This is a genomic window from Methyloversatilis discipulorum, assembly GCF_018780585.1.
Lineage (GTDB): Bacteria > Pseudomonadota > Gammaproteobacteria > Burkholderiales > Rhodocyclaceae > Methyloversatilis > Methyloversatilis discipulorum_B.
Genome location: NZ_JADMJL010000016.1, coordinates 326867 through 346448, shown reverse-complemented (window position 1 = coordinate 346448; position 19582 = coordinate 326867). Strand labels below are relative to the sequence as shown.

The following is a 19582-nucleotide window of genomic DNA, read 5'->3' as shown; positions in this document are numbered from 1 at the left end:
GGGACACATCACGGCGGCTTCGCCGCCGCATGCTCTCTAGCCTCTAGCCCCTCTTCCCTAGCCCCTCCTCCATCATCTTCACGAATCGATCGAACAGGTAGGCCACGTCGTGCGGGCCCGGGCTGGCTTCCGGGTGGCCCTGGAAGCAGAAGGCCGGGCGGTCGGTCCAGGCCATGCCCTGCAGGCTGCCGTCGAACAGCGACACGTGGGTGACCCGCACATTGGCCGGCAGCGTGGCCGGATCGACCGCGAAGCCGTGGTTCTGGCTGGTGATCAGCACACGGCCGGAATCGTTGTCCTTGACCGGGTGGTTGGCGCCGTGGTGGCCGAACTTCATCTTCAGCGTCTTCGCGCCCGCAGCGAGGCCCATCAGCTGGTGGCCGAGACAGATGCCGAAGGTCGGAATCCTGCGGTCGAGGAAGGTGCGGATCGCGGCGATCGCGTAGTCGCAGGGCTCCGGGTCGCCCGGGCCGTTGGACAGGAACACGCCGTCAGGATTCATCGCCAGCACCTTCTCGGCCGGCGTCTGCGCCGGCACCACGGTCAGACGGCAGCCGCGGCTGGCCAGCATGCGCAGGATGTTGCGCTTGACGCCGAAATCGTAGGCGACGACGTGGAAAGGCGTGGCGTCCGGCTTGACGAAGCCCTGGCCGAGTTGCCACTCGCCCTCGGTCCATTCGTAGGGCGCGGTCGCGCTGACCACCTTGGCCAGGTCCATGCCTGCGAGGCCGGCGAATTCGCGCGCCTTGGCCACCGCTTCGGCGGCGTCGACCTTGCCGGCCATCAGACAGGCGCTCTGCGCACCCTTTTCACGCAGCAGGCGGGTGAGCTTGCGGGTATCTATATTGGCGATGCCAGGAATGCCCTGCTCGCGCAGGTAGGCATCCAGCGTCTGGTGACTGCGGAAGTTGGACGAGCGCAGCGGCAGGTCACGGATGACGAGGCCGGCAGCGAACACGCGGCCGGCTTCGACGTCCTCGACATTGACGCCGGTATTGCCGATGTGCGGATAGGTCAGCGTGACGATCTGGCGGGTATAGCTCGGATCGGTCAGGATTTCCTGATAGCCGGTGAGCGCGGTGTTGAAAACCACTTCACCGGTCGTGACCGTTTCCGCCCCTATGCTTTTGCCGTGAAAGACCGATCCATCGGCGAGTGCGAGCAGCGCGGGCGCATGGGCGGACACGTAGTAACTCCTGAATTTCTGATCGGGGGACGGCGGCGCGCGCGTGCGCCACATATGCGAAGCGGGAGGCGCCGTTCGAGGCGTCTCCCGCTGAGTGTGCGAATTATACCTCGGGGTGGTGCGGCGCGCAATTTTGGTGCGCTGAGGCGCGCTGCAGCCGGCTCAGGCCATCTCAGCCACGCTCGCTCGGCCACTGAAAAGCGCGTCGCCCAGACGGGACAGTTGCTGGTCAGCGTCCTTGTGCAGCGTCGCCAGATCGGAAAGATCGCCGCCGCGTGCGGCATCTTCGAGGCGCGTCACGCTCACCTCGGCACCGGCAGCGCCGAAAACCGACAGCGAGCCGCGCAGTCGATGGCAGATGCGCGCCGCCCCGTCGCCGTCCTGCGCCTGCACGCAGACGCCAAGACCGCGACGCAATTCCGGCAGTTCGCCGAGGAACACGTCGATCACGCGCAACACCATGGCACGGTCGCCTTCCAGCGTTGCCAGCGTATGTTCGAGATCCATCACCGGATCGGCCGCATCCGGGCGTTCGCGCATCAGACCATTCACGTCGGTGATCGCGGTCTGCGACAAGCCGTCGTCCGGTCGCGCCAGCACCCGTTCGAGCGCCGCCAGCAGATCGTCGGCCTTGACCGGCTTGCTCACATAGTCGTCCATGCCCTCGTCCAGGCACAGTTCGCGGTCGCCCTTCATCGCATTGGCGGTCATCGCGATGATGGGCAGGTGCTCGACGTGGTCGGTGTCGATGACCCAGGAGCGGCGCTGCTCGCGCGCACGGATCGCACGCGTGGCTTCGATGCCGCCCATGACCGGCATCTGCACGTCCATCAGCACGACGTCGAAGTTCTCGCGTTCGAGCAGATCCAGCGCTTCCTGCCCGTTGTTGGCAACGGTTACCTTGTAGCCGGCACGCTCCAGCGTGCGCACGGCCACCAGCTGGTTGACCGGATTGTCCTCGGCCAGCAGCACGCGCCGGCTCGGACTTTCGCCCAGGCCCTCGTGCGCCAGCGAGCGCTCGATGTCCAGGTCGCCGATGGCCAGCGCGAAATCGTCCAGTTCGTGCACCTCGTCCGGGCGACTGCTCAGCGCCTCACCCAGCGCAGACGCCAGTTCGTGGGCCGAGAACGGCTTGTGCAGACGGCCGCGTACGCCCAGCGTGCGGGCGTGCGCGTTGTCGGCGGCCTGATTGGCACCACTGAACATCATCACCACCCGATTCAGCCGGTTCGGGCCTTCGCAGAAACCGGACACGAAATCGAAGGCATCGGCGTCGGGCAGCGTGCGATCGACCAGCAGGATGTCGAAGGGCCGGCCGCTCTCGTGCGCCTGCTTGAGCGCCTGCCTCGCCGCCTGCACGGTGCCGACCGCCAGCGCCGATGCACCCATGTCGCCCAGCATCGCGGCGACCACGCCGCGGCTGGGCGGATGATCCTCGATCAGCAGTACGCGCAGACCGGTGAAACGGTGGAAGTTCGGCGACAGCCCGGCCTGCTCGACCACCCGGCAGCGCATCGTGAAATGGAAGGTCGACCCCTGTCCCGGCGCGCTCTCCAGCCACAGCCGGCCACCCATCAGCGTGGCCAGGCGATTGCAGATGGCCAGTCCGAGGCCGGTGCCGCCGAAGCGGCGCGTGGTCGAGGTATCGGCCTGGGCGAAAGCTTCGAACACCAGCGCCTGCTTGGTCGCGTCGATGCCGATGCCGGTATCGCGCACCCACAGGTGCAGTTCGGCTTGGGCACCGGCCGCTGCCGGGATGCCGACCGCCTCGCAACCGACCTCGATCTCGCCGCGCTGGGTGAACTTGACCGCGTTACCGATCAGATTGACCAGTATCTGGCGCAGCCGGCCGGGGTCGCCGAGCACACGAACCGGCAGATCCGGGGCGATGCGGCAGTACAGCTCCAGACCCTTCTGCTGGGCACCGATGGCCAGCCCGCGGGCGGCCTCGCCGACCAGTTCGCCGGGCGAGCACTCGACTTCCTCGATCGCCAGCTTGCCGGCCTCGATCTTCGAAAAATCGAGAATGTCGTTGATGATGACCAGCAGCGCATCGGCCGAGGTCTTGATTGCATTGACGTATTCGCGCTGTTCGCTGTCCAGCGTGGTGTCGAGCATCAGCGCCGACATGCCCATGATGCCGTTCATCGGCGTGCGGATTTCGTGGCTCATATTGGCCAGGAAATCGCTCTTGGCGCGGCTGGCCGCCTCCGCCTTCTCCTTGGCACGCAGCAGTTCGACCTCGGCCTGACGGCGCGCATCGAGCTGGCCGATCAGTCCGGACACGCTGCCCACGCGGCCGCGCTCGTCGCGCTCGGTGGCGGTTGCTTCGATGCGCATCCACACCATGCCGCCATCGACGCGTCGCATCCGCACATCGATGGCCGGCTGACCCGACGCCCCGGCCAGGCGGTCCTCCAGCCAGGCATCGAAGCTGCCGAGATCATCTTCGTGCAGGATGTCGCGCCAGACCGCCAGCAGGTCCGGCAATTCGGCCTGGCTGTAGCCCAGCGACTGCCGGCATTCGGCCGACACGACGAAGTGTGCGCTGGACGGTATCCATTGCCAGGCGTGGCGCGATGCGTCCGTTCCGCCTGCCGATTCGAGCAGGCGATCGATCTCGCGCAGCGCTCCGGCCAGCGCCGAAGGTTCGGACTGAGCCGACAGCCAGGCGCCGACAGTCTTGTCGTCAAGCGACGACAGACCGAGCTGTTGCAGCAGTGTATTCAGCGCTGGATGCATGAATGACCTGAACCGGATCCTGCAGAATTAACGACACACACCCGCAGCACTGAAGCGCCACTGCAGCCGTTGCGATTCAGCGCAGTCCGAGCACGTCCTGCATGTCGTACAGACCGTTGCTGCGCTCGACCAGCCAGCGCGCGGCGCGCAGGCTGCCCAGCGCGTAGGGCATACGGCTGGCCGCCTTGTGCGTGATCTCGACCCGCTCGCCGATGCCGGCGAACAGCACCGTATGATCGCCGACGATGTCGCCGCCGCGCACGGTGGCGAATCCTATGGTGTTCGCATCGCGCTCGCCGGTATGCCCTTCGCGACCATAGATCGCGCAGTCCGCCAGCGAACGACCCAGCGCATCGGCCACCACCTCGCCCATGCGAAGCGCGGTGCCGGATGGCGCATCGACCTTCATCCGGTGGTGCGCCTCGATCACCTCGATGTCGTAGCCGCTGTTCAGGATGCGCGCCGCGACGTCGAGCAGCTTGAACACGGCATTGACGCCGACCGCCATGTTCGGCGCGAACACGATGGCCAGTTCCTTCGACGCCTCGGTCAGCTGCGCACGCTGTGCGTCGCTGAAGCCGGTGGTGCCGATGATCATCTTGACGCCCAGGCGCTTGCATACCTCGAGGTGAGCCAGCGTGGCTTCGGGGCGGGTGAAGTCGATCAGGAAATCGGCGCCGGCGAGCGCTGCCTCGACATCGCCGCGGATCAGCACGCCGCTCCGGATGCCGAGGAAGGCGCAGGCGTCCTCGCCGATCGCCGGCGAGTCCGGACGATCGAGGGCGGCGACCAGCGTCGCCCCCTCGTCACGCGTGGTGGCTTCGATCAGCATGCGGCCCATGCGGCCGGATGCCCCCGCGATCGCTATGCGCATCGGTGACATGAAATCCTTTCAGTTCGCTGTGTGCGGACGCTCGCAGCGCCCGGTTTCACTTCTTCTCGGGTGCCGCAATCTCGCCCAGATCGAGCGTGCGCGTACGCGGCTCCGGTGGCTGGATCTCGCCATCTTCCGCAGCGACCACGTCGCCGCCCACGCTGACCAGCTTGTCGTCCTCGAAATAGACGATGAGCCGGCGCTGCTGCGTGTCTTCCGGTTTGTTGCCCGGCTTGAAGTAATAGACGTAATCCCAGCGGTCCGGGTGGAACACGTCGGCCAGCATCGGCGAACCGAGCACGAAGCGGACCTGCTCGCGGCTCATGCCCGCCTTGAGCTGACCCACCATGTCCTGGGTGACCAGATTGCCCTGACGGATGTCGATACGGTAGGGATTGAGCTTGCTGGTGACGTCGAGCGCATCGGGCACCTCGAAGCTGCTGCAGCCGGCAATCAACGGAACAAGCGCTAGACAGACGCGGCTCAGGGTGGCAAAGGGAGCGAGGGACATCGCGGGCAGGACTCGGGTGATGATCGGGCGACCGCAGGCGGAACGCCGGGCCGGACGCGAAAGTCTATATTATAGCGACCTTGCCATAGCCTCCAGACGACCCGGATGAGCGCAAATTCCCAGAACCTGAAGAACATCGGCCTCAAGGCCACGCTGCCGCGACTGAAGATCCTCGAGCTTTTCCAGCGTGCAGACGTGCGCCACATGAGCGCCGAGGACGTCTACAAGGCCCTGCTGCAGGAGGACATGGACATCGGCCTCGCCACGGTCTACCGCGTGCTGACCCAGTTCGAGCAGGCCGGTCTGCTCGAACGCCATTTCTTCGAGTCGGGCAAGGCGGTATTCGAACTGAACGAAGGCCACCACCATGATCATCTGGTGTGCATCCAGTGTGGCAAGGTCGAGGAGTTCTACGACGCCGAGATCGAACGCCGTCAGATCAAGGTGGCCAAGGAACGCGGCTTCACCGTACACGACCACGCGCTGACCATCTTCGCCGACTGCTCGACCGAAGCCTGCCCGAACAAGCGCAAGACCACGCCCCGCGGCTGAGTCCAGCCGCGCCCACCCTCGCCGCCGCCCGGCGGCTTGCCCATGGATGCCCTGATCGCCTCCACCGCGCTGGTCGCGCTCGCCGAAATCGGCGACAAGACACAGCTGCTGTCCTTCGTGCTGGCGGCGCGCATGCGCCGGCCACGTGCCATCTGCCTCGGCATACTGGTAGCCACCGTGCTGAACCACGCGCTGGCCGCCTGGCTCGGCGCGCTGGTCGCTTCCGTCCTGTCGCCGGAGGTGCTGCGCTGGATCGTCGGCCTCGCCTTCATCGGCTGCGGGCTGTGGGCGCTGGTGCCGGACAAGCTGGAGGAAACCGAAGTCGGCAGCGCGCACGGCGTGTTCCTGACCTCGACCCTGCTGTTCTTCATGGCCGAAATGGGCGACAAGACACAGCTGGCGACAGTGGCGCTGGGCGCCCGCTTCGAGGACGCCTATGTCTGGGTGGTCGCCGGCACGACGCTGGGCATGATGATCGCGAACGTACCGGCGGTGTATATCGGCCAGAAACTGGCGCAGCGGCTGCCGGTGAACTGGATACGGCGCATCGCCGCCGGCCTGTTCGTCGCCACCGGCGTGATCACGCTGGCGGTCGGGCTGAACTGATCAGGCGCCGAGCATTTCGCGCGCGTGCGCGCGGGTGGTGTCGGTGATCACTTCGCCGCCCAGCATGCGGGCAATCTCGTCAACGCGCGCCGGCGCATCCAGCGGCGTGACCGAACTGCGCGTCTGCCCGCCCTCGCTGCGCTTGGCGATCGACCACTGCCAATCCGCCCGCGCCGCCACCTGCGGCAGATGGGTCACGCACAGCACCTGACGTGCCTCGCCCAGACGGGCGAGCTGACGCCCGACCACCTCGGCGACGCGACCGCCGATGCCGACATCGACCTCGTCGAACACCAGCGTCGGCGTGCCGCTGCGCGCGCTGGCGATGACCTGGATGGCCAGTCCGATGCGTGACAGCTCGCCGCCCGAGGCCACCTTGGCCAGCGGTGCAAGCGGCTGCCCCGGGTTGGCAGCGACATGGAATTCGACCTCTTCGAGGCCGGTGGCCGACGGCTGATCGAGCGGTTTCAGCACCACTTCGAAGCGCCCGCCCTGCATCGCCAGCTCGGACATTGCCGCGGTCACCGCCTCTGACAACTGCTTTGCCGCCGGCCGGCGCGCATCGGACAGTTCCTTGGCCGCCTCGACACAGGCCGCCCGTGCAGCATCGCGCGCCGCTTCGAGCGCGGCCGGGTCGGATTCCGCCTCCAGCCGCTGCAGCCCTTCCTGGCTGTCGGCCAGCAGCTGCGGCAGTTCGTCCGGATCGACGCGGTATTTGCGCGCGCAGGCCAGCACCGTCGCTATGCGTTCGTCGGCACGCGCCAGGGCGGCCGGGTCGGCATCGATGCGATGCGCGTAGGCGCGCAGCGCGCGCGCCGCCTCGTCGACCTGTGTGGCGGCCGACTCGATCAGGCCACGACATTCGCCGAGCGAGGCGTCGAAGGCTTCCAGTCGGCCGAGCAGCGACGCGATGTGCGCCAGTTGCCCGTCGAGCGCCGCCTCGCCCTCCTCGATCAGCGCCAGCGCCTCGGCCGAGCCTTCGAGCAATTGTGTGGCGTGCGCCAGTCGGCCGTGATCCTGTTGCAATTCGGCCCATGCCTGCGGTTCGAAGGCCAGCGCCGTCAGCTCCTCGACCTGCCACTGCAGCCGCTCGCGCTCGCGCTCGGCGGCATCGCGGTCCTGCAGAGCGCGCGCCAGCGCCTGTTCGCGCTGCTGCCATTCACGATGCAGCCGGCCGACGGTCGCCACCTGCGCGGTCAGACCGGCATGCTGGTCGAACAGGGCACGCTGCGCCGTTTCGCGCATCAGCGCCTGATGGGCGTGCTGACCATGGATGTCGACCAGTTGCCCGCCCAGATCGCGCAACTGGCTCACGCTGGCAGGCGCGCCGTTGATGTAGGCACGCGAACGTCCGCCGGCGTCGATGACGCGACGGGCGATCACCATGCCCTCTTCCAGCTGGAAATCCTGTTCCTTCAGCCAGCCAGCGACGGCACTGTCGGCGGCACAGGAAAACTCGGCCGACAGTTCCGCCCGGTCACAGCCGGCGCGCACGACCGAGGCATCGGCCCGGCCACCGAGCAGCAGCCCCAGCGCATCGACCAGGATGGACTTGCCGGCGCCGGTCTCGCCGGTCAGCGCGCCGAAACCGGACGCGAAGTCGAGTTCGAGCCGGTCGACCAGGATGAAGTCGCGGATGAAAAGACGTTCGAGCATGAAACGAAAGGGACTCAGACGTGAGGTTCAGACTTCCTTGGGCGCCTCGCTCCAGCGCAGCTTTTCGCGCAGCATCGAGAAGTAGCTGTAGCCGGGCGGGTGCAGCAAGGTAACGCGATACGGTGAACGCTCGATGCGCAGCACGTCGTCGCCCTGCAGATTGCAGTGCTCCTGGCCGTCGAAGTGCGCCCGCGCGTCGTGCCGCGAGAACAGGCGTACCTTCAGCACGGCCGAATCGCCAAGCACGATGGGGCGCGACGACAACGCGTGCGGGCACAGCGGCACGATGAGCATGCCGCCGAGCGATGGATGCAGGATGGGTCCGTTGGCCGACAGCGAGTAGGCGGTCGAGCCGGTCGGCGTCGATACGATGAGCCCGTCGGAACGCTGGCTGTAGACGAATTCGTCGTCGACCCGCATTTCGAACTCGATCATGCGGCCGAGGTCGCCCTTCGAAATGACCACGTCGTTGAAGGCGAACGCGGAGAACACCTCGGCCCCTTCGCGCAGCACCGAAGCCTGCATCAGCGCGCGACGCTCCGGACGGAACTGGCCCTGCATCAGCGATTCCATCGCCGCCAGCATGTTGGAGCGGGCGACGTCAGTCAGGAAGCCGAGACGGCCCTGGTTGATGCCGACCAGCGGCACGTCGTGCGGCGCCAGCTTGCGCGCGGCGCTGATCAGCGAACCGTCGCCGCCGACCACCACCGCCAGCTTCGCTCGGCGGCCCAGGGTATCGAAATCGGCCACCTCGAAGCGGTCGTCCGGCAGCACTTCGGCCGATGCCTGCTCGATCAGCACCTCGCGCCCGGACTCGCTCAGCCAGTGCGCCAGCGCGCGCAGTGACTCGGCCACTTCGGCGCTCTGGTACTTGCCGATCAGCGCGACGCAGCCAAAGGCCGGGGATTCGTTTTTCATCGGCGAATTAAACCACAAAGCCCCGACCCGTCATCGACGGCACGGCGGTGTGACGACGGCTGTGTCAATATCGGTGCGCTGACGGCGCCAACATGCTGGCGCTGCTCTAGAATCAGTCTCCGCAACCGCATCAGGATCCGTATCCCGCCACCCGCACCATGCTTGAAGATCGTTCGAGACTGCTGCTCAAGACCCTGGTCGAGCGCTACATCGCCGACGGCCAGCCGGTGGGTTCGCGCACGCTGTCGAAGTACTCCGGCCTCGATCTGTCGCCGGCGACCATACGCAACGTCATGTCCGACCTCGAGGACATGGGCTACATCGCCAGCCCGCACACGTCGGCTGGCCGCATCCCGACGCCGCGCGGCTACCGCTTCTTCGTCGACACGCTGCTGTCAGTGCAGCCGCTTGAGCCCGGCCAGATCAGCGAACTGAAAGGCGAGCTGCGCCCGGCCGATCCGCGGCTGCTGGTCAATCAGGCGTCGCAGCTGCTGTCGCAGCTCACCCGCTTCGCCGGCATCGTGGTCGCGCCACGCCGCCAGTTGCCGCGCATCCGGCAGATCGAGTTCCTGAGCCTGTCGGACAAACGCATCCTGCTCATCATCGTGACCGACACCGGCGAGGTGCAGAACCGCATCCTGCTGACCGAACGCAACTTTTCGCCGTCGGAGCTGGTCAGTGCGGCCAACTACCTGAATCAGCACTACGTCGGCTTCGATTTCGACGAGATCCGCGGCCGGCTGCAGGCGGAACTGAAGCAGTTGCACGGCGATCTGACCACGCTGATGTCGGCTGCGTTGCAGGCCGGCAACGAGGCCTTCTCCGACGACAAGGGGCAGTACGTCATCACCGGCGAGCGCAATCTGCTCGAAGTCGACGATCTCGCGTCCAACATGTCGCGACTGCGCGAGCTGTTCTCGTTGTTCGATCAGCGCACGCAACTGGCCAGTCTGCTCGACCTGTCGCAGCGGGCCGATGGCGTGCAGATCTTCATCGGCGGCGAATCCGGTCTGGCCCCGCTCGACGAATGCAGCGTGGTGACCGCGCCGTACGAGGTGCAGGGTCAGGTAGTGGGCACCGTGGGTGTGATCGGACCGACGCGCATGGCCTACGAGCGCGTGATTCCGATCGTCGACGTCACCGCCAAACTGCTGTCGAGCGCCCTGAGCCAGACCTGACAACCCGTCTCCACCGGGACGGATCACAACAAGAAAACCGGATATGTCCCGCTTCGTCGAAGAACCGCCTTATTCACACGGCCAGATGCCGCGCACCGGCGTGCTGCTGGTCAATCTGGGTACGCCGGACCAGGCCGATGCGCCCTCACTGCGCCGCTACCTGAAGGAATTCCTGTCCGATGACCGCGTGGTCGAGGTGCCGAAGCCGCTGTGGTGGCTGATACTCAACGGCATCATCCTCAATGTGCGCCCGAAGCAGTCGGCGGAGAAGTACGCGACCGTGTGGACCGACGAGGGCTCGCCGCTGCGTGTGCATACCGAAAGGCAGACCAAGCTGCTGCGCGGCTGGATGGTGGCCGAGGGGCAGCGCGACATCGAGGTGCGGCACGCGATGCGCTACGGCAGCCCGGCCATTGCCGACGTACTGCAGCAGATGAAGGCCGACGGCTTCACGCGCATCCTGATGGTGCCGATGTACCCGCAGGGCGCCTCCAGCACGACCGGTTCGGTGGTGGACGAAATGGCGCGCGCGCTGCTGCGCTGGCGCAATCTGCCGGAAATGCGCTATGTCCGCGCTTTCGCCGGTGACCGCGCCTATATCGACGCGCTGGCCGCCAGTGTGCGCGAGCACTGGCAGAGAAACGGCCGTGCCGACAAGCTGGTCATGTCCTTTCACGGTGTGCCGCACTTCCACCTGGAAAAGGGCGATCCCTACCACTGCGAGTGTCACAAGACCGGCCGCCTGATCGCCGAGGCGCTCGGTCTGGCGAAGGAGGACTATCTGGTCACCTTCCAGTCGCGCTTCGGTCGCGCCCGCTGGCTCGAACCGTACACGCAGCCGACACTGGAAAAGCTGGCCGAGGGCGGCCTGCGCAGCGTCGAGGTGATGTGCCCCGGCTTCGTCGCCGACTGTCTGGAAACGCTGGAGGAAATCGCGGTCGAGAACCGCGACGCCTTCATCGGTCGCGGCGGCAAGCAGTTCAGCTACATCCCCTGCCTGAACGAGCGACCGGACTGGATCGCCGCGCTGGGCGGCATCGTGCGCCGCGAACTGGGCCACTGGTGGGACGAAGCCGGCCGGCCGCCCGCCGACCTTGCGCTGCAGGCGCGCAACGCGACGGCGATGGGCGCGAAGCAATGAAAAAAGGCGACCTCGCGGTCGCCTTTCTTTTGCGTGCTGCTGCGTTCAGGCCGCAGCGCGCGTCGGCACGATGTTCTCGTCGTTCTTCGCCTTGCGCGGACGGCCGCGCCGCGAAGCACCCGGATCGAACTGGCCATCGAGCTTTTTCAGCGCATCCTTGCGCGCCTTCAGCGCCATCTTGAACGCACCTTCCTCGCCGTACTTGTTCACCGAGAACTTGACCCGCTTGCGACGACCGGTCGGCAGCGGCCACGAAGCCACCCAGAACCAGCGCTGCTTGTCCTCCGGCATGTCACGGGTTTCGGAAGCGCAATAGCGGCACACGCCGACCACGCCGGAACGGTTGTTCTTCTTGACGATGCTCGAATACTCGCGCAACGAGAAGGGCGGAAATTTCGAAATGATGTCGTCGCGAAACTGCTTGGCGGCGGCAAAGGCCTTCTGCTTGCCGCCGAAGACACCATCGCTGAAGTGCTTCCGGTGTATCACTCCGCGTCGCTGTATGGTCACGAGCCAGCCATGCGTACGGCTGGCTTCGTTGTCCACGCGGCTGATGCCATAAACTGAATTGCGGCTCAAGGTCGGTCTCCTTCCGATAGCACAGGCGTCGCCATGTGCTTGTGAGGAGAGTTTCGGCCTGCCGTGTCGAAACTTTAGCCGGGCCGGCGGGCGTTCTTCACGCCGCAGGGCTCGCCGACACGTGCAGAACGCTCAGCGTCGCGCCGGCGTATCGGGCAGCAGTTCGAGGTCGATGCCGCCGCCGATGACGGAAAAACCCGATTCGGTCGCCAGCACCACCTGCTCGCCCTGGGCGGCAAGCGCGGAATTGGCGCGGGCCAGCCGTTGCACCACGGTGCTGATGAGCTGGGCGCGGAAGTGCTCCAGACACTCTTCCGACGCGAGCGCCAGCGCCGACGGGCTGACTTCGAGAAAAGCCACCGGCGAGGACGCGATCACGGTCGCCGAGCGGCGCAGGTGGTTGGGGTCGAGATAGCCCATTTCGCCGACCACCTCGCCCGGCCCCAGTTCGGCCAGCAGCCTGCCGCCGACCACCACCCGGACATGGCCGGACACGATCAGCCCGAAGCGGTTGTCGCTGTCGCCCTCGCGCATCAGCACCGTGCCTTCGGTGTATTGCCGCCAGTTCGAGAAACGCAGCACCTCCCACACCTCGACGTCGTCGAATTCGGTGAAGAAGGTCATCTTGCGCAGGATGGAGAAGCGCGTGGTGTCCGGCGGCACGTACTTGTCGTCGAGGATCTTGAAACGCACCGTCGACAGGTCCTTCGCGAACTCGGCGCCGTTCTTGTAGCGCGAGTAGAGGTCCTTCTCCAGCGCCTTGCGGATCACCCGGTCCATCGCTTCCGGCACTTCCGGGTTCAGCTGCGACGCCGACGGCGGGTCGGCGTTGATGATCTTGTAGATGAGCTGGGCCGGATGCTTGGCGCGGAAGGGCAGCCTACCGGTCAGTAAGTGGAACAGCACGACCCCCAGCGAGTAGAGGTCGGTCTTCTGGTTCAGCGGATAGCCCTTCACCTGTTCCGGGCTCATGTAGGCCGGTGAGCCCACGCCCATGATGAAGGTCGAATCCTTGTCGTTCTCCTTGGCCACGTTCAGCGCCAAGCCGAAGTCGGTCACCTTCACCAGATCGTTGGCACCGATCAGGATGTTGGCCGGCTTGATGTCGCGGTGCACGACGCCGTGGCGGAAGGCGTAATCGAGCGCCATCGCGCACTTGAACACGATGCTCACCGCGCGCGGCAGCGGCAGCATCGTGTTGAATTCGCAGTAGTGGTCGAGCGGCTGGCCGTCGATGAATTCCATGACCAGATAGGCCCGGTTCTCTTCGACCTGCGCGTCGTAGATGCGGATGATGTTCGGATGGTCGAGCTTGGCGGCGATCGCCGCCTCGGTCAGGAAGAGCTTGCGCATGCGCCGCGACCACTTGCCCTGATCGCGGTTCTTGTCGCCGAAATCGACCAGCTTGACGGCGACCATTTCCTCGATGTCGTCGCACTTGCACAGGTAGACAGTCGCGGTGGCGCCTTTGCCGATTTCGCGGATTACCCTGTATTTGCCAATGCGTTCGAGCATGTCGTGTGGAGCGATGGACGCGTCATGAACCGCGAATGATAGGCCATCGCCAAGCGCCGGACAAAGAATGGGTCAAAAGGCTGATGGAAAGTCGACTTTCCGGGCTTGAAATGCGTCCGGACGCCCCCATTTCCGGCGGGTCTCAGATTCAGAGGACTTTACGCATGACCGAGCAGACCCCGCAACCGGTGCCCGAAGAACAGCAGGCCGCCCCCAACACCGAAGCCGCCACGCCGGCCGCTCCTGCAACGCCCGAGGCGCTGGCCGCCGCCGAGCAAAAGGTGGCCGAGCTGCAGGACGCGCTGCTGCGCGCCAAGGCCGAAACGGAAAACATGCGCCGTCGCGCCGCCGAGGACGTGATCAAGGCGGGCAAGTTCGCCGCCGAGAAGTTCGCTTCCGCCATGGTGCCGGTCAAGGACAGCCTGGAAGCGGCGCTGGCCGACACCTCGAACGACGTCGCCAAGATCCGCGAAGGCGTCGAACTGACGCTGAAGCAGCTGGTGCAGGCCTTTGTCGGCGCCAGCGTCGAGGAAGTGAACCCGCTGGGCGAAAAATTCGACCCGCACAAGCACCAGGCGATCAGCCAGATTGAGGCGCCGGGCGAGCCGAACCACGTGGTGCAGGTGCTGCAGAAGGGTTATCTGCTGCACGACCGCGTGCTGCGCCCCGCCCTGGTCATCGTTTCGAAGGCAGCGGGCTGAAAAGCCCCTTGAAATGCAGGGGCAAACGCCCCACTTCGACCTCAGACAAGCTCTCTCCTCCACCCGCATATATATAGAGGACCCCGAACATGGGAAAAATCATCGGTATCGACCTGGGCACCACCAATAGCTGCGTTTCCGTGATGGAAGGCGGCAAGCCCAAGGTAATCGAGAACTCGGAAGGCGCGCGCACGACGCCGTCCATCGTCGCCTACACCGACGACGGCGAAATCCTGGTCGGCGCCTCGGCCAAGCGTCAGGCGGTCACCAACGCTGCCAACACGCTGTTCGCCGTCAAGCGCCTGATCGGCCGCCGCTTCGAAGAGAAGGAAGTGCAGAAGGACATCGCCCTGATGCCCTTCAAGATCGTCAAGGCCGACAACGGCGACGCCTGGGTTGAAGCGCGCGACAAGAAAATCGCCCCGCCGCAGGTTTCCGCCGAAGTGCTGCGCAAGATGAAGAAGACCGCCGAAGACTACCTCGGCGAAGAAGTCACCGAAGCCGTCATCACCGTGCCGGCCTACTTCAACGACAGCCAGCGTCAGGCCACCAAGGACGCCGGCCGCATCGCCGGTCTGGACGTCAAGCGCATCATCAACGAGCCGACTGCGGCTGCGCTCGCCTTCGGCATGGACAAGAAGCCGGGTGACTCCAAGATCGCCGTGTATGACCTCGGCGGTGGCACGTTCGACGTGTCCATCATCGAAATCGCCGACGTCGATGGCGAACACCAGTTCGAAGTGCTGGCCACCAACGGCGACACCTTCCTCGGCGGCGAGGACTTCGACCAGCGCATCATCGATTACGTGATCGACGAGTTCAAGAAGGACCAGGGTGTCGATCTGAAGAAGGACATCCTTGCGCTGCAGCGCCTGAAGGAAGCGGCGGAAAAGGCCAAGATCGAGCTGTCGTCGAGCGCGCAGACCGAAATCAACCTGCCCTACATCACCGCCGACGCGTCCGGCCCGAAGCACCTGGCGATCAAGATCACCCGCGCCAAGTTCGAGTCGCTGGTGGAAGAACTGATCGAGCGCTCGATCGAGCCCTGCCGCATCGCGCTGAAGGATTCGGGCGTCAAGATCGGCGACATCGACGACGTCATTCTGGTCGGCGGCATGACCCGCATGCCCAAGGTGCAGGAAAAGGTGCGCGAATTCTTCGGCAAGGAGCCGCGCAAGGACGTGAACCCGGATGAGGCGGTCGCCGTCGGCGCGTCCATCCAGGGTGGCGTGCTGCAGGGCGACGTCAAGGACGTGCTGCTGCTCGACGTGACCCCGCTGTCGCTGGGCATCGAGACGCTGGGCGGCGTCATGACCAAGATGATCCAGAAGAACACGACGGTGCCGACCAAGTTCTCGCAGACCTTCTCGACCGCCGACGACAACCAGCCGGCGGTGACCATCAAGGTCTATCAGGGCGAGCGCGAAATGGCCAGCGGCAACAAGTCGCTCGGCGAATTCAACCTGGAAGGCATCGCCCCGGCGCCGCGTGGCATGCCGCAGATCGAGGTCACCTTCGACATCGACGCCAACGGCATCCTGCACGTGTCGGCCAAGGACAAGGGCACGGGCAAGGAAAACAAGATCACCATCAAGGCGAACTCGGGTCTGTCGGAAGAAGAGATCCAGCGCATGGTGAAGGACGCCGAACTGCACGCCGAAGAAGACAAGCGCGCGCACGAGATGGCCGACGCCCGCAACCAGGCCGACGCGCTGGTCCATTCGACGCGCAAGGCGCTGACCGAGCACGGCGACAAGGTCGACGCCGGCGAGAAGGAGAAGATCGAGGCTGCGCTGAAGGAAGTGGAAGAAGCCATCCGCTCCGGCGACAAGGAAGCGATCGACGCCAAGAGCGCCGCACTGGCGACCGCCGCGCAGAAGCTGGGCGAGGCGATGTACGCCGAACAGCAGGCCGCGGCCGGTGAAGCGGCCGGTGGCGCCGCACCCGGCGGCCGCAAGGACGACGACGGCGACGTGGTCGATGCGGAATTCACCGAGGTGAAGGACAAGAAGTAAGCTGCGCTCCCGACGCTGACAGCGAGCAGTTCAACGACCGAGGCACAGCGCGGCAGGAGCACTCCTGACGCGCTGTGCCTTTGGCGCATCTGTGGTGAAAACGAATGGCGAAGAAAGATTTTTACGACATCCTGGGCGTCAACCGCGACGCCTCCGATGACGAAATCAAGAAGGCTTACCGCAAGCTGGCGATGAAGTACCACCCGGACCGCAATCCGGACAGCAAGGAAGCCGAGGACAAGTTCAAGGAAGCGAAGGAAGCCTACGAAATCCTGTCCGACGGACAGAAACGTGCGGCCTACGACCAGTACGGCCACGCCGGTGTCGACCCCAATATGGGCGGCGGTGCGGGCGGCGGCCAGGGCTTCGGCGGTTTCGGCGACGCCTTCGGCGACATCTTCGGCGAAATCTTCGGCAATCAGGGCGGACGTGGCGGCGGTCGCAGCGGCGTCTACCGCGGTGCCGACCTGCGCTACAACCTCGAAGTGTCGCTGGAAGAAGCGGCGCGCGGCACCGACACGCGCATCCGCATTCCGACCATGGACGACTGCGGCACCTGCGGCGGCACCGGCGCCAAGCCGGGCACCAAACCGGTCACCTGCACCACCTGCAACGGTGTCGGCCAGGTGCGCATGCAGCAGGGCTTCTTCTCGATCCAGCAGACCTGCCCGAAGTGCCACGGCACCGGCAAGATGGTGAAGGATCCCTGCAACGACTGCCACGGCGCCGGGCGCGTCAAGGGCAGCAAGACACTGCAGGTGAAGATTCCGGCCGGCATCGACGAGGGCGACCGCATCCGCCTGGCCGGTGAAGGCGAACGCGGTCAGGGCGGTGGCCCGGCCGGCGACCTGTACGTGCAGATCCACATCAAGCCGCACACCGTGTTCCAGCGCGAAGGCGACGACCTGCACTGCGAAATGCCGATCGGCTTCGCCACCGCGGCGCTGGGCGGCGAGATCGAGATTCCGACGCTGGATGGCGCAGCCAAGATCAAGATCCCGGCCGAAACCCAGTCGGGCAAGGTGTTCCGCCTGCGCGGCAAGGGCATCAAGGGCGTGCGCAGCAGCTACCCGGGCGACCTGATGTGCCACGTCGTGGTCGAGACGCCGGTTAACCTGACGGCGCGTCAGCGCGAACTGCTGAAGGAATTCGACGACATCAACCGCAGCGACGAAGCGAGCCACAGCCCGCGTGCCAAGTCGTGGATGGACAAGATGAAGGATTTCTTCGCCGGCTGATCCGGTCGCCACGCGCAAAAAGAAAGCCCGCTCAAAGCGGGCTTTCTTTTTGGCGAAGGCCGGAGCGGCCGACCGCGGCACCCCCGCGGCCGGCGAGCCCTGATCAGGCCGCGAGCTGTTTCGCGATCTGCGCCTTGACCGCGGCCAGTGCCTCGGGCAGGCGGTGCTGCAGACGATCGAACAGTTCGTCGTGCAGCGCGATTTCCTGCTGCCAGGCGGCCACGTCGATCGACGTGATGCGCTCGAACAGTTCGCGGCTGAACTCGGTGCCGGCCCAGCTCAGGTCGTCGTAGCGCGGGCTGGTACCGAACAGGTGCTCAGCCCCTTCGGCGCCGCCAGCCACGCGGTCCAGCATCCACTTCAGCACACGCATGTTTTCGCCGAAGCCCGGCCACACGAACTTGCCGTTGTCGTCGGTACGGAACCAGTTCACGCAGAAGATGCGCGGCAGCACCTGACCCTGGGCCGACAGGTTCTGACCGAGCTTCAGCCAGTGCGCAAAGTAGTCGCTCATGTTGTAGCCGCAGAACGGCAGCATGGCGAACGGATCGCGCCGCACCACACCCTGCTGGCCGGCGGCCGCAGCGGTGGTTTCCGAACCCATGGTCGCCGCCATGTAGACGCCCTCGATCCAGTTGCGCGCCTCGGTCACCAGTGGCACCGTGGTCGAACGACGACCGCCGAAGATGAAGGCCGAAATCGGCACACCGGCCGGATCGTCCCAGGACGGGTCGATGACCGGGTTCTGGGTGGCGGCCACGGTGAAGCGGGCGTTCGGGTGCGCGGCCTTGGCGCCGGTCTGCTTGGCGATTTCCGGCGTCCAGTCCTTGCCCTGCCAGTCGGTCAGATGCGCCGGCGGCGTCTTCGTCATGCCTTCCCACCAGACGTCGCCGTCGTCGGTCAGCGCGACATTGGTGAAGATGGTGTCGGAACGCAGCGAAGCCATGCAGTTTGCGTTGGTGCTGTCGTTGGTGCCGGGGGCGACGCCGAAATAGCCGGCTTCGGGGTTGATCGCGTACAGGCGACCGTCCTTGCCCGGCTTGATCCAGGCGATGTCGTCGCCGATGGTGGTCACCTTCCAGCCCTCGAAACCCTTGGGCGGAATCAGCATCGCGAAATTGGTCTTGCCGCAGGCCGACGGGAAGGCCGCCGCGACGTAGTGCTTTTCGCCCTGCGGGTTCTGCACGCCGAGGATGAGCATGTGCTCGGCCAGCCAGCCTTCGTCGCGACCCATAGTCGAGGCGATGCGCAGCGCGAAACACTTCTTGCCGAGCAGCGCGTTGCCGCCGTAGCCGGAACCGAAACTCCAGATCTCGCGGGTTTCCGGGTAATGGACGATGTACTTGGTGGCGTTGCACGGCCACGCGACGTCCTGCTCGCCGGCGGCCAGCGGCTTGCCGACGGTGTGCACGCAGGGCACGTACTCGCCGTCCTCGCCCAGCACGTCGTAAACGGCCTTGCCCATGCGGGTCATGATGCGCATGTTGACGGCGACATAGGGCGAATCGGACAGCTCGATGCCGATCTGCGAAATGTGCGAACCCAGCGGACCCATCGAGAACGGCACGACATACATCGTGCGGCCACGCATGCAGCCGTCGAACAGGCCGTTCAGCGTCTGCCTCATTTCGGCCGGGGCCATCCAGTTGTTGGTCGGGCCGGCGTCTTCCTGGCGTTCGGAACAGATGAAGGTGCGGTCTTCGACACGCGCCACGTCGGACGGGTCGGACCAGGCGAGATAGGAATTCGGGCGCTTCTCGGGGTTCAGGCGGCGCATGGTGCCGGCGGCGACCATGTCGGCGCACAGGCGGTCGTACTCCTCCTGCGAACCATCACACCAGTGGATCGCGGCGGGCTTGGTCAGCGCAGCGATCTCGGCAACCCATTTCACCAGCTTGCGGTTTTTGACCCAGGCCGGAACGGGGATCTCTCCGGAGTTCAGCTGCTCCGGCGACAGGACGACTTTCATTGCGACGCTCTCCAAAATCCACCGGAATCGGACAAGGGTGGTAACCATTGCCGTCCCGGTTCGACGGTTGAAACAGACTCGGCATCCACCGGGTAGGTGTATGCGTCGGACCCTGCTGACCGCCGACTGCGCCTGCGGTCATCCTCACGGAGGACGCACTTTAACCATAACGGGGTCTTATGTCTGCTATAAGAGTCACGA

At 65.6% G+C, this 19582-nt stretch carries 16 protein-coding genes; 7 read left to right on the top strand and 9 right to left on the bottom strand.

What is annotated here, in order from left to right; genetic code table 11:
- Positions 1-43: 43 nt before the first annotated feature.
- The 4 genes from carA to IV112_RS07690 all read right to left on the bottom strand — a co-directional run bounded on the left by carA (position 44) and on the right by IV112_RS07690 (position 5313).
- Positions 44-1186, bottom strand: a complete 1143-nt coding sequence (gene carA, locus IV112_RS07705; protein WP_304002511.1) for a glutamine-hydrolyzing carbamoyl-phosphate synthase small subunit — start codon at positions 1184-1186, stop codon at positions 44-46.
- A 162-nt stretch (positions 1187-1348) separates the two neighbouring features.
- The gene (locus tag IV112_RS07700; protein ID WP_304002508.1) at positions 1349-3928 is read right to left on the bottom strand and encodes a response regulator; all 2580 of its coding nucleotides are present in this window, start codon (positions 3926-3928) and stop codon (positions 1349-1351) included.
- A 76-nt stretch (positions 3929-4004) separates the two neighbouring features.
- Positions 4005-4802, bottom strand: a complete 798-nt coding sequence (gene dapB, locus IV112_RS07695) for a 4-hydroxy-tetrahydrodipicolinate reductase (protein ID WP_304002506.1) — start codon at positions 4800-4802, stop codon at positions 4005-4007.
- 55 nt (positions 4803-4857) lie between these two features.
- Positions 4858-5313 carry an outer membrane protein assembly factor BamE gene (locus IV112_RS07690; protein WP_304002503.1) on the bottom strand — a complete coding sequence of 152 codons (456 nt, stop codon included), beginning with the start codon at positions 5311-5313 and terminating at the stop codon, positions 4858-4860.
- A gap of 105 nt (positions 5314-5418) precedes the next feature.
- Here IV112_RS07690 and fur point away from each other — a divergent pair, with 105 nt between their 5' ends.
- Together fur and IV112_RS07680 are read left to right on the top strand one after the other, a co-directional pair.
- Positions 5419-5865 (top strand): ferric iron uptake transcriptional regulator, encoded by a 447-nt coding sequence (gene fur / locus IV112_RS07685; protein ID WP_019917499.1) that lies wholly within the window; start codon positions 5419-5421, stop codon positions 5863-5865.
- A 42-nt stretch (positions 5866-5907) separates the two neighbouring features.
- Entirely contained in the window at positions 5908-6471 is a 564-nt protein-coding gene (locus tag IV112_RS07680) for a TMEM165/GDT1 family protein (RefSeq protein WP_304002500.1), read from the top strand.
- Here the strand turns inward: IV112_RS07680 and recN are convergent, their stop codons facing one another.
- Together recN and IV112_RS07670 are read right to left on the bottom strand one after the other, a co-directional pair.
- Positions 6472-8127 (bottom strand): DNA repair protein RecN, encoded by a 1656-nt coding sequence (recN, locus tag IV112_RS07675; protein WP_304002497.1) that lies wholly within the window; start codon positions 8125-8127, stop codon positions 6472-6474.
- A gap of 27 nt (positions 8128-8154) precedes the next feature.
- Positions 8155-9045, bottom strand: a complete 891-nt coding sequence (locus IV112_RS07670; RefSeq protein ID WP_304002496.1) for an NAD kinase — start codon at positions 9043-9045, stop codon at positions 8155-8157.
- A gap of 158 nt (positions 9046-9203) precedes the next feature.
- Here IV112_RS07670 and hrcA point away from each other — a divergent pair, with 158 nt between their 5' ends.
- Positions 9204-10223: a heat-inducible transcriptional repressor HrcA gene (hrcA, locus tag IV112_RS07665; protein WP_020165302.1), complete on the top strand. Its 1020-nt coding sequence runs from the start codon at positions 9204-9206 to the stop codon at positions 10221-10223.
- A 43-nt stretch (positions 10224-10266) separates the two neighbouring features.
- A complete protein-coding gene (gene hemH / locus IV112_RS07660; RefSeq protein ID WP_304002494.1) occupies positions 10267-11364 on the top strand; it encodes a ferrochelatase in 1098 nt (365 codons plus the stop codon).
- Positions 11365-11409: 45 nt separating this feature from the next.
- Here hemH and IV112_RS07655 read toward each other — a convergent pair whose 3' ends face one another.
- Positions 11410-11943 (bottom strand): AP2 domain-containing protein, encoded by a 534-nt coding sequence (locus IV112_RS07655; RefSeq protein WP_304002491.1) that lies wholly within the window; start codon positions 11941-11943, stop codon positions 11410-11412.
- A gap of 132 nt (positions 11944-12075) precedes the next feature.
- The gene (locus IV112_RS07650) at positions 12076-13458 is read right to left on the bottom strand and encodes a protein kinase domain-containing protein (RefSeq protein ID WP_019917489.1); all 1383 of its coding nucleotides are present in this window, start codon (positions 13456-13458) and stop codon (positions 12076-12078) included.
- Positions 13459-13622: 164 nt separating this feature from the next.
- On the opposite strand from IV112_RS07650, the gene grpE reads away from it, so the two are divergent.
- The 3 genes from grpE (at position 13623) to dnaJ (ending at position 17412) form a co-directional block, all read left to right on the top strand.
- Entirely contained in the window at positions 13623-14159 is a 537-nt protein-coding gene (gene grpE / locus IV112_RS07645) for a nucleotide exchange factor GrpE (protein ID WP_304002487.1), read from the top strand.
- Positions 14160-14248: 89 nt separating this feature from the next.
- Positions 14249-16174, top strand: coding sequence for a molecular chaperone DnaK (gene dnaK / locus IV112_RS07640; RefSeq protein WP_304002485.1), 1926 nt, complete (start codon positions 14249-14251; stop codon positions 16172-16174).
- 104 nt (positions 16175-16278) lie between these two features.
- Complete coding sequence (gene dnaJ, locus IV112_RS07635; protein ID WP_019917486.1) at positions 16279-17412, top strand: molecular chaperone DnaJ; 1134 nt, start codon at positions 16279-16281, stop codon at positions 17410-17412.
- 103 nt (positions 17413-17515) lie between these two features.
- Here the strand turns inward: dnaJ and IV112_RS07630 are convergent, their stop codons facing one another.
- Positions 17516-19381: a phosphoenolpyruvate carboxykinase (GTP) gene (locus IV112_RS07630; protein ID WP_304002482.1), complete on the bottom strand. Its 1866-nt coding sequence runs from the start codon at positions 19379-19381 to the stop codon at positions 17516-17518.
- Positions 19382-19582: the final 201 nt, after the last annotated feature.

What these genes read in the sequence shown, in the direction of transcription:
- IV112_RS07700 (WP_304002508.1), bottom strand. Translation starts at nt 3,928, where the DNA reads ATGCATCCAGCGCTGAATACACTGCTGCAACAGCTCGGTCTGTCGTCG.
- dapB (WP_304002506.1), bottom strand. Translation starts at nt 4,802, where the DNA reads ATGCGCATAGCGATCGCGGGGGCATCCGGCCGCATGGGCCGCATGCTG.
- IV112_RS07690 (WP_304002503.1), bottom strand. Translation starts at nt 5,313, where the DNA reads ATGTCCCTCGCTCCCTTTGCCACCCTGAGCCGCGTCTGTCTAGCGCTT.
- fur (WP_019917499.1), top strand. Translation starts at nt 5,419, where the DNA reads ATGAGCGCAAATTCCCAGAACCTGAAGAACATCGGCCTCAAGGCCACG.
- IV112_RS07680 (WP_304002500.1), top strand. Translation starts at nt 5,908, where the DNA reads ATGGATGCCCTGATCGCCTCCACCGCGCTGGTCGCGCTCGCCGAAATC.
- recN (WP_304002497.1), bottom strand. Translation starts at nt 8,127, where the DNA reads ATGCTCGAACGTCTTTTCATCCGCGACTTCATCCTGGTCGACCGGCTC.
- IV112_RS07670 (WP_304002496.1), bottom strand. Translation starts at nt 9,045, where the DNA reads ATGAAAAACGAATCCCCGGCCTTTGGCTGCGTCGCGCTGATCGGCAAG.
- hrcA (WP_020165302.1), top strand. Translation starts at nt 9,204, where the DNA reads ATGCTTGAAGATCGTTCGAGACTGCTGCTCAAGACCCTGGTCGAGCGC.
- hemH (WP_304002494.1), top strand. Translation starts at nt 10,267, where the DNA reads ATGTCCCGCTTCGTCGAAGAACCGCCTTATTCACACGGCCAGATGCCG.
- IV112_RS07650 (WP_019917489.1), bottom strand. Translation starts at nt 13,458, where the DNA reads ATGCTCGAACGCATTGGCAAATACAGGGTAATCCGCGAAATCGGCAAA.
- grpE (WP_304002487.1), top strand. Translation starts at nt 13,623, where the DNA reads ATGACCGAGCAGACCCCGCAACCGGTGCCCGAAGAACAGCAGGCCGCC.
- dnaK (WP_304002485.1), top strand. Translation starts at nt 14,249, where the DNA reads ATGGGAAAAATCATCGGTATCGACCTGGGCACCACCAATAGCTGCGTT.
- dnaJ (WP_019917486.1), top strand. Translation starts at nt 16,279, where the DNA reads ATGGCGAAGAAAGATTTTTACGACATCCTGGGCGTCAACCGCGACGCC.
- IV112_RS07630 (WP_304002482.1), bottom strand. Translation starts at nt 19,381, where the DNA reads ATGAAAGTCGTCCTGTCGCCGGAGCAGCTGAACTCCGGAGAGATCCCC.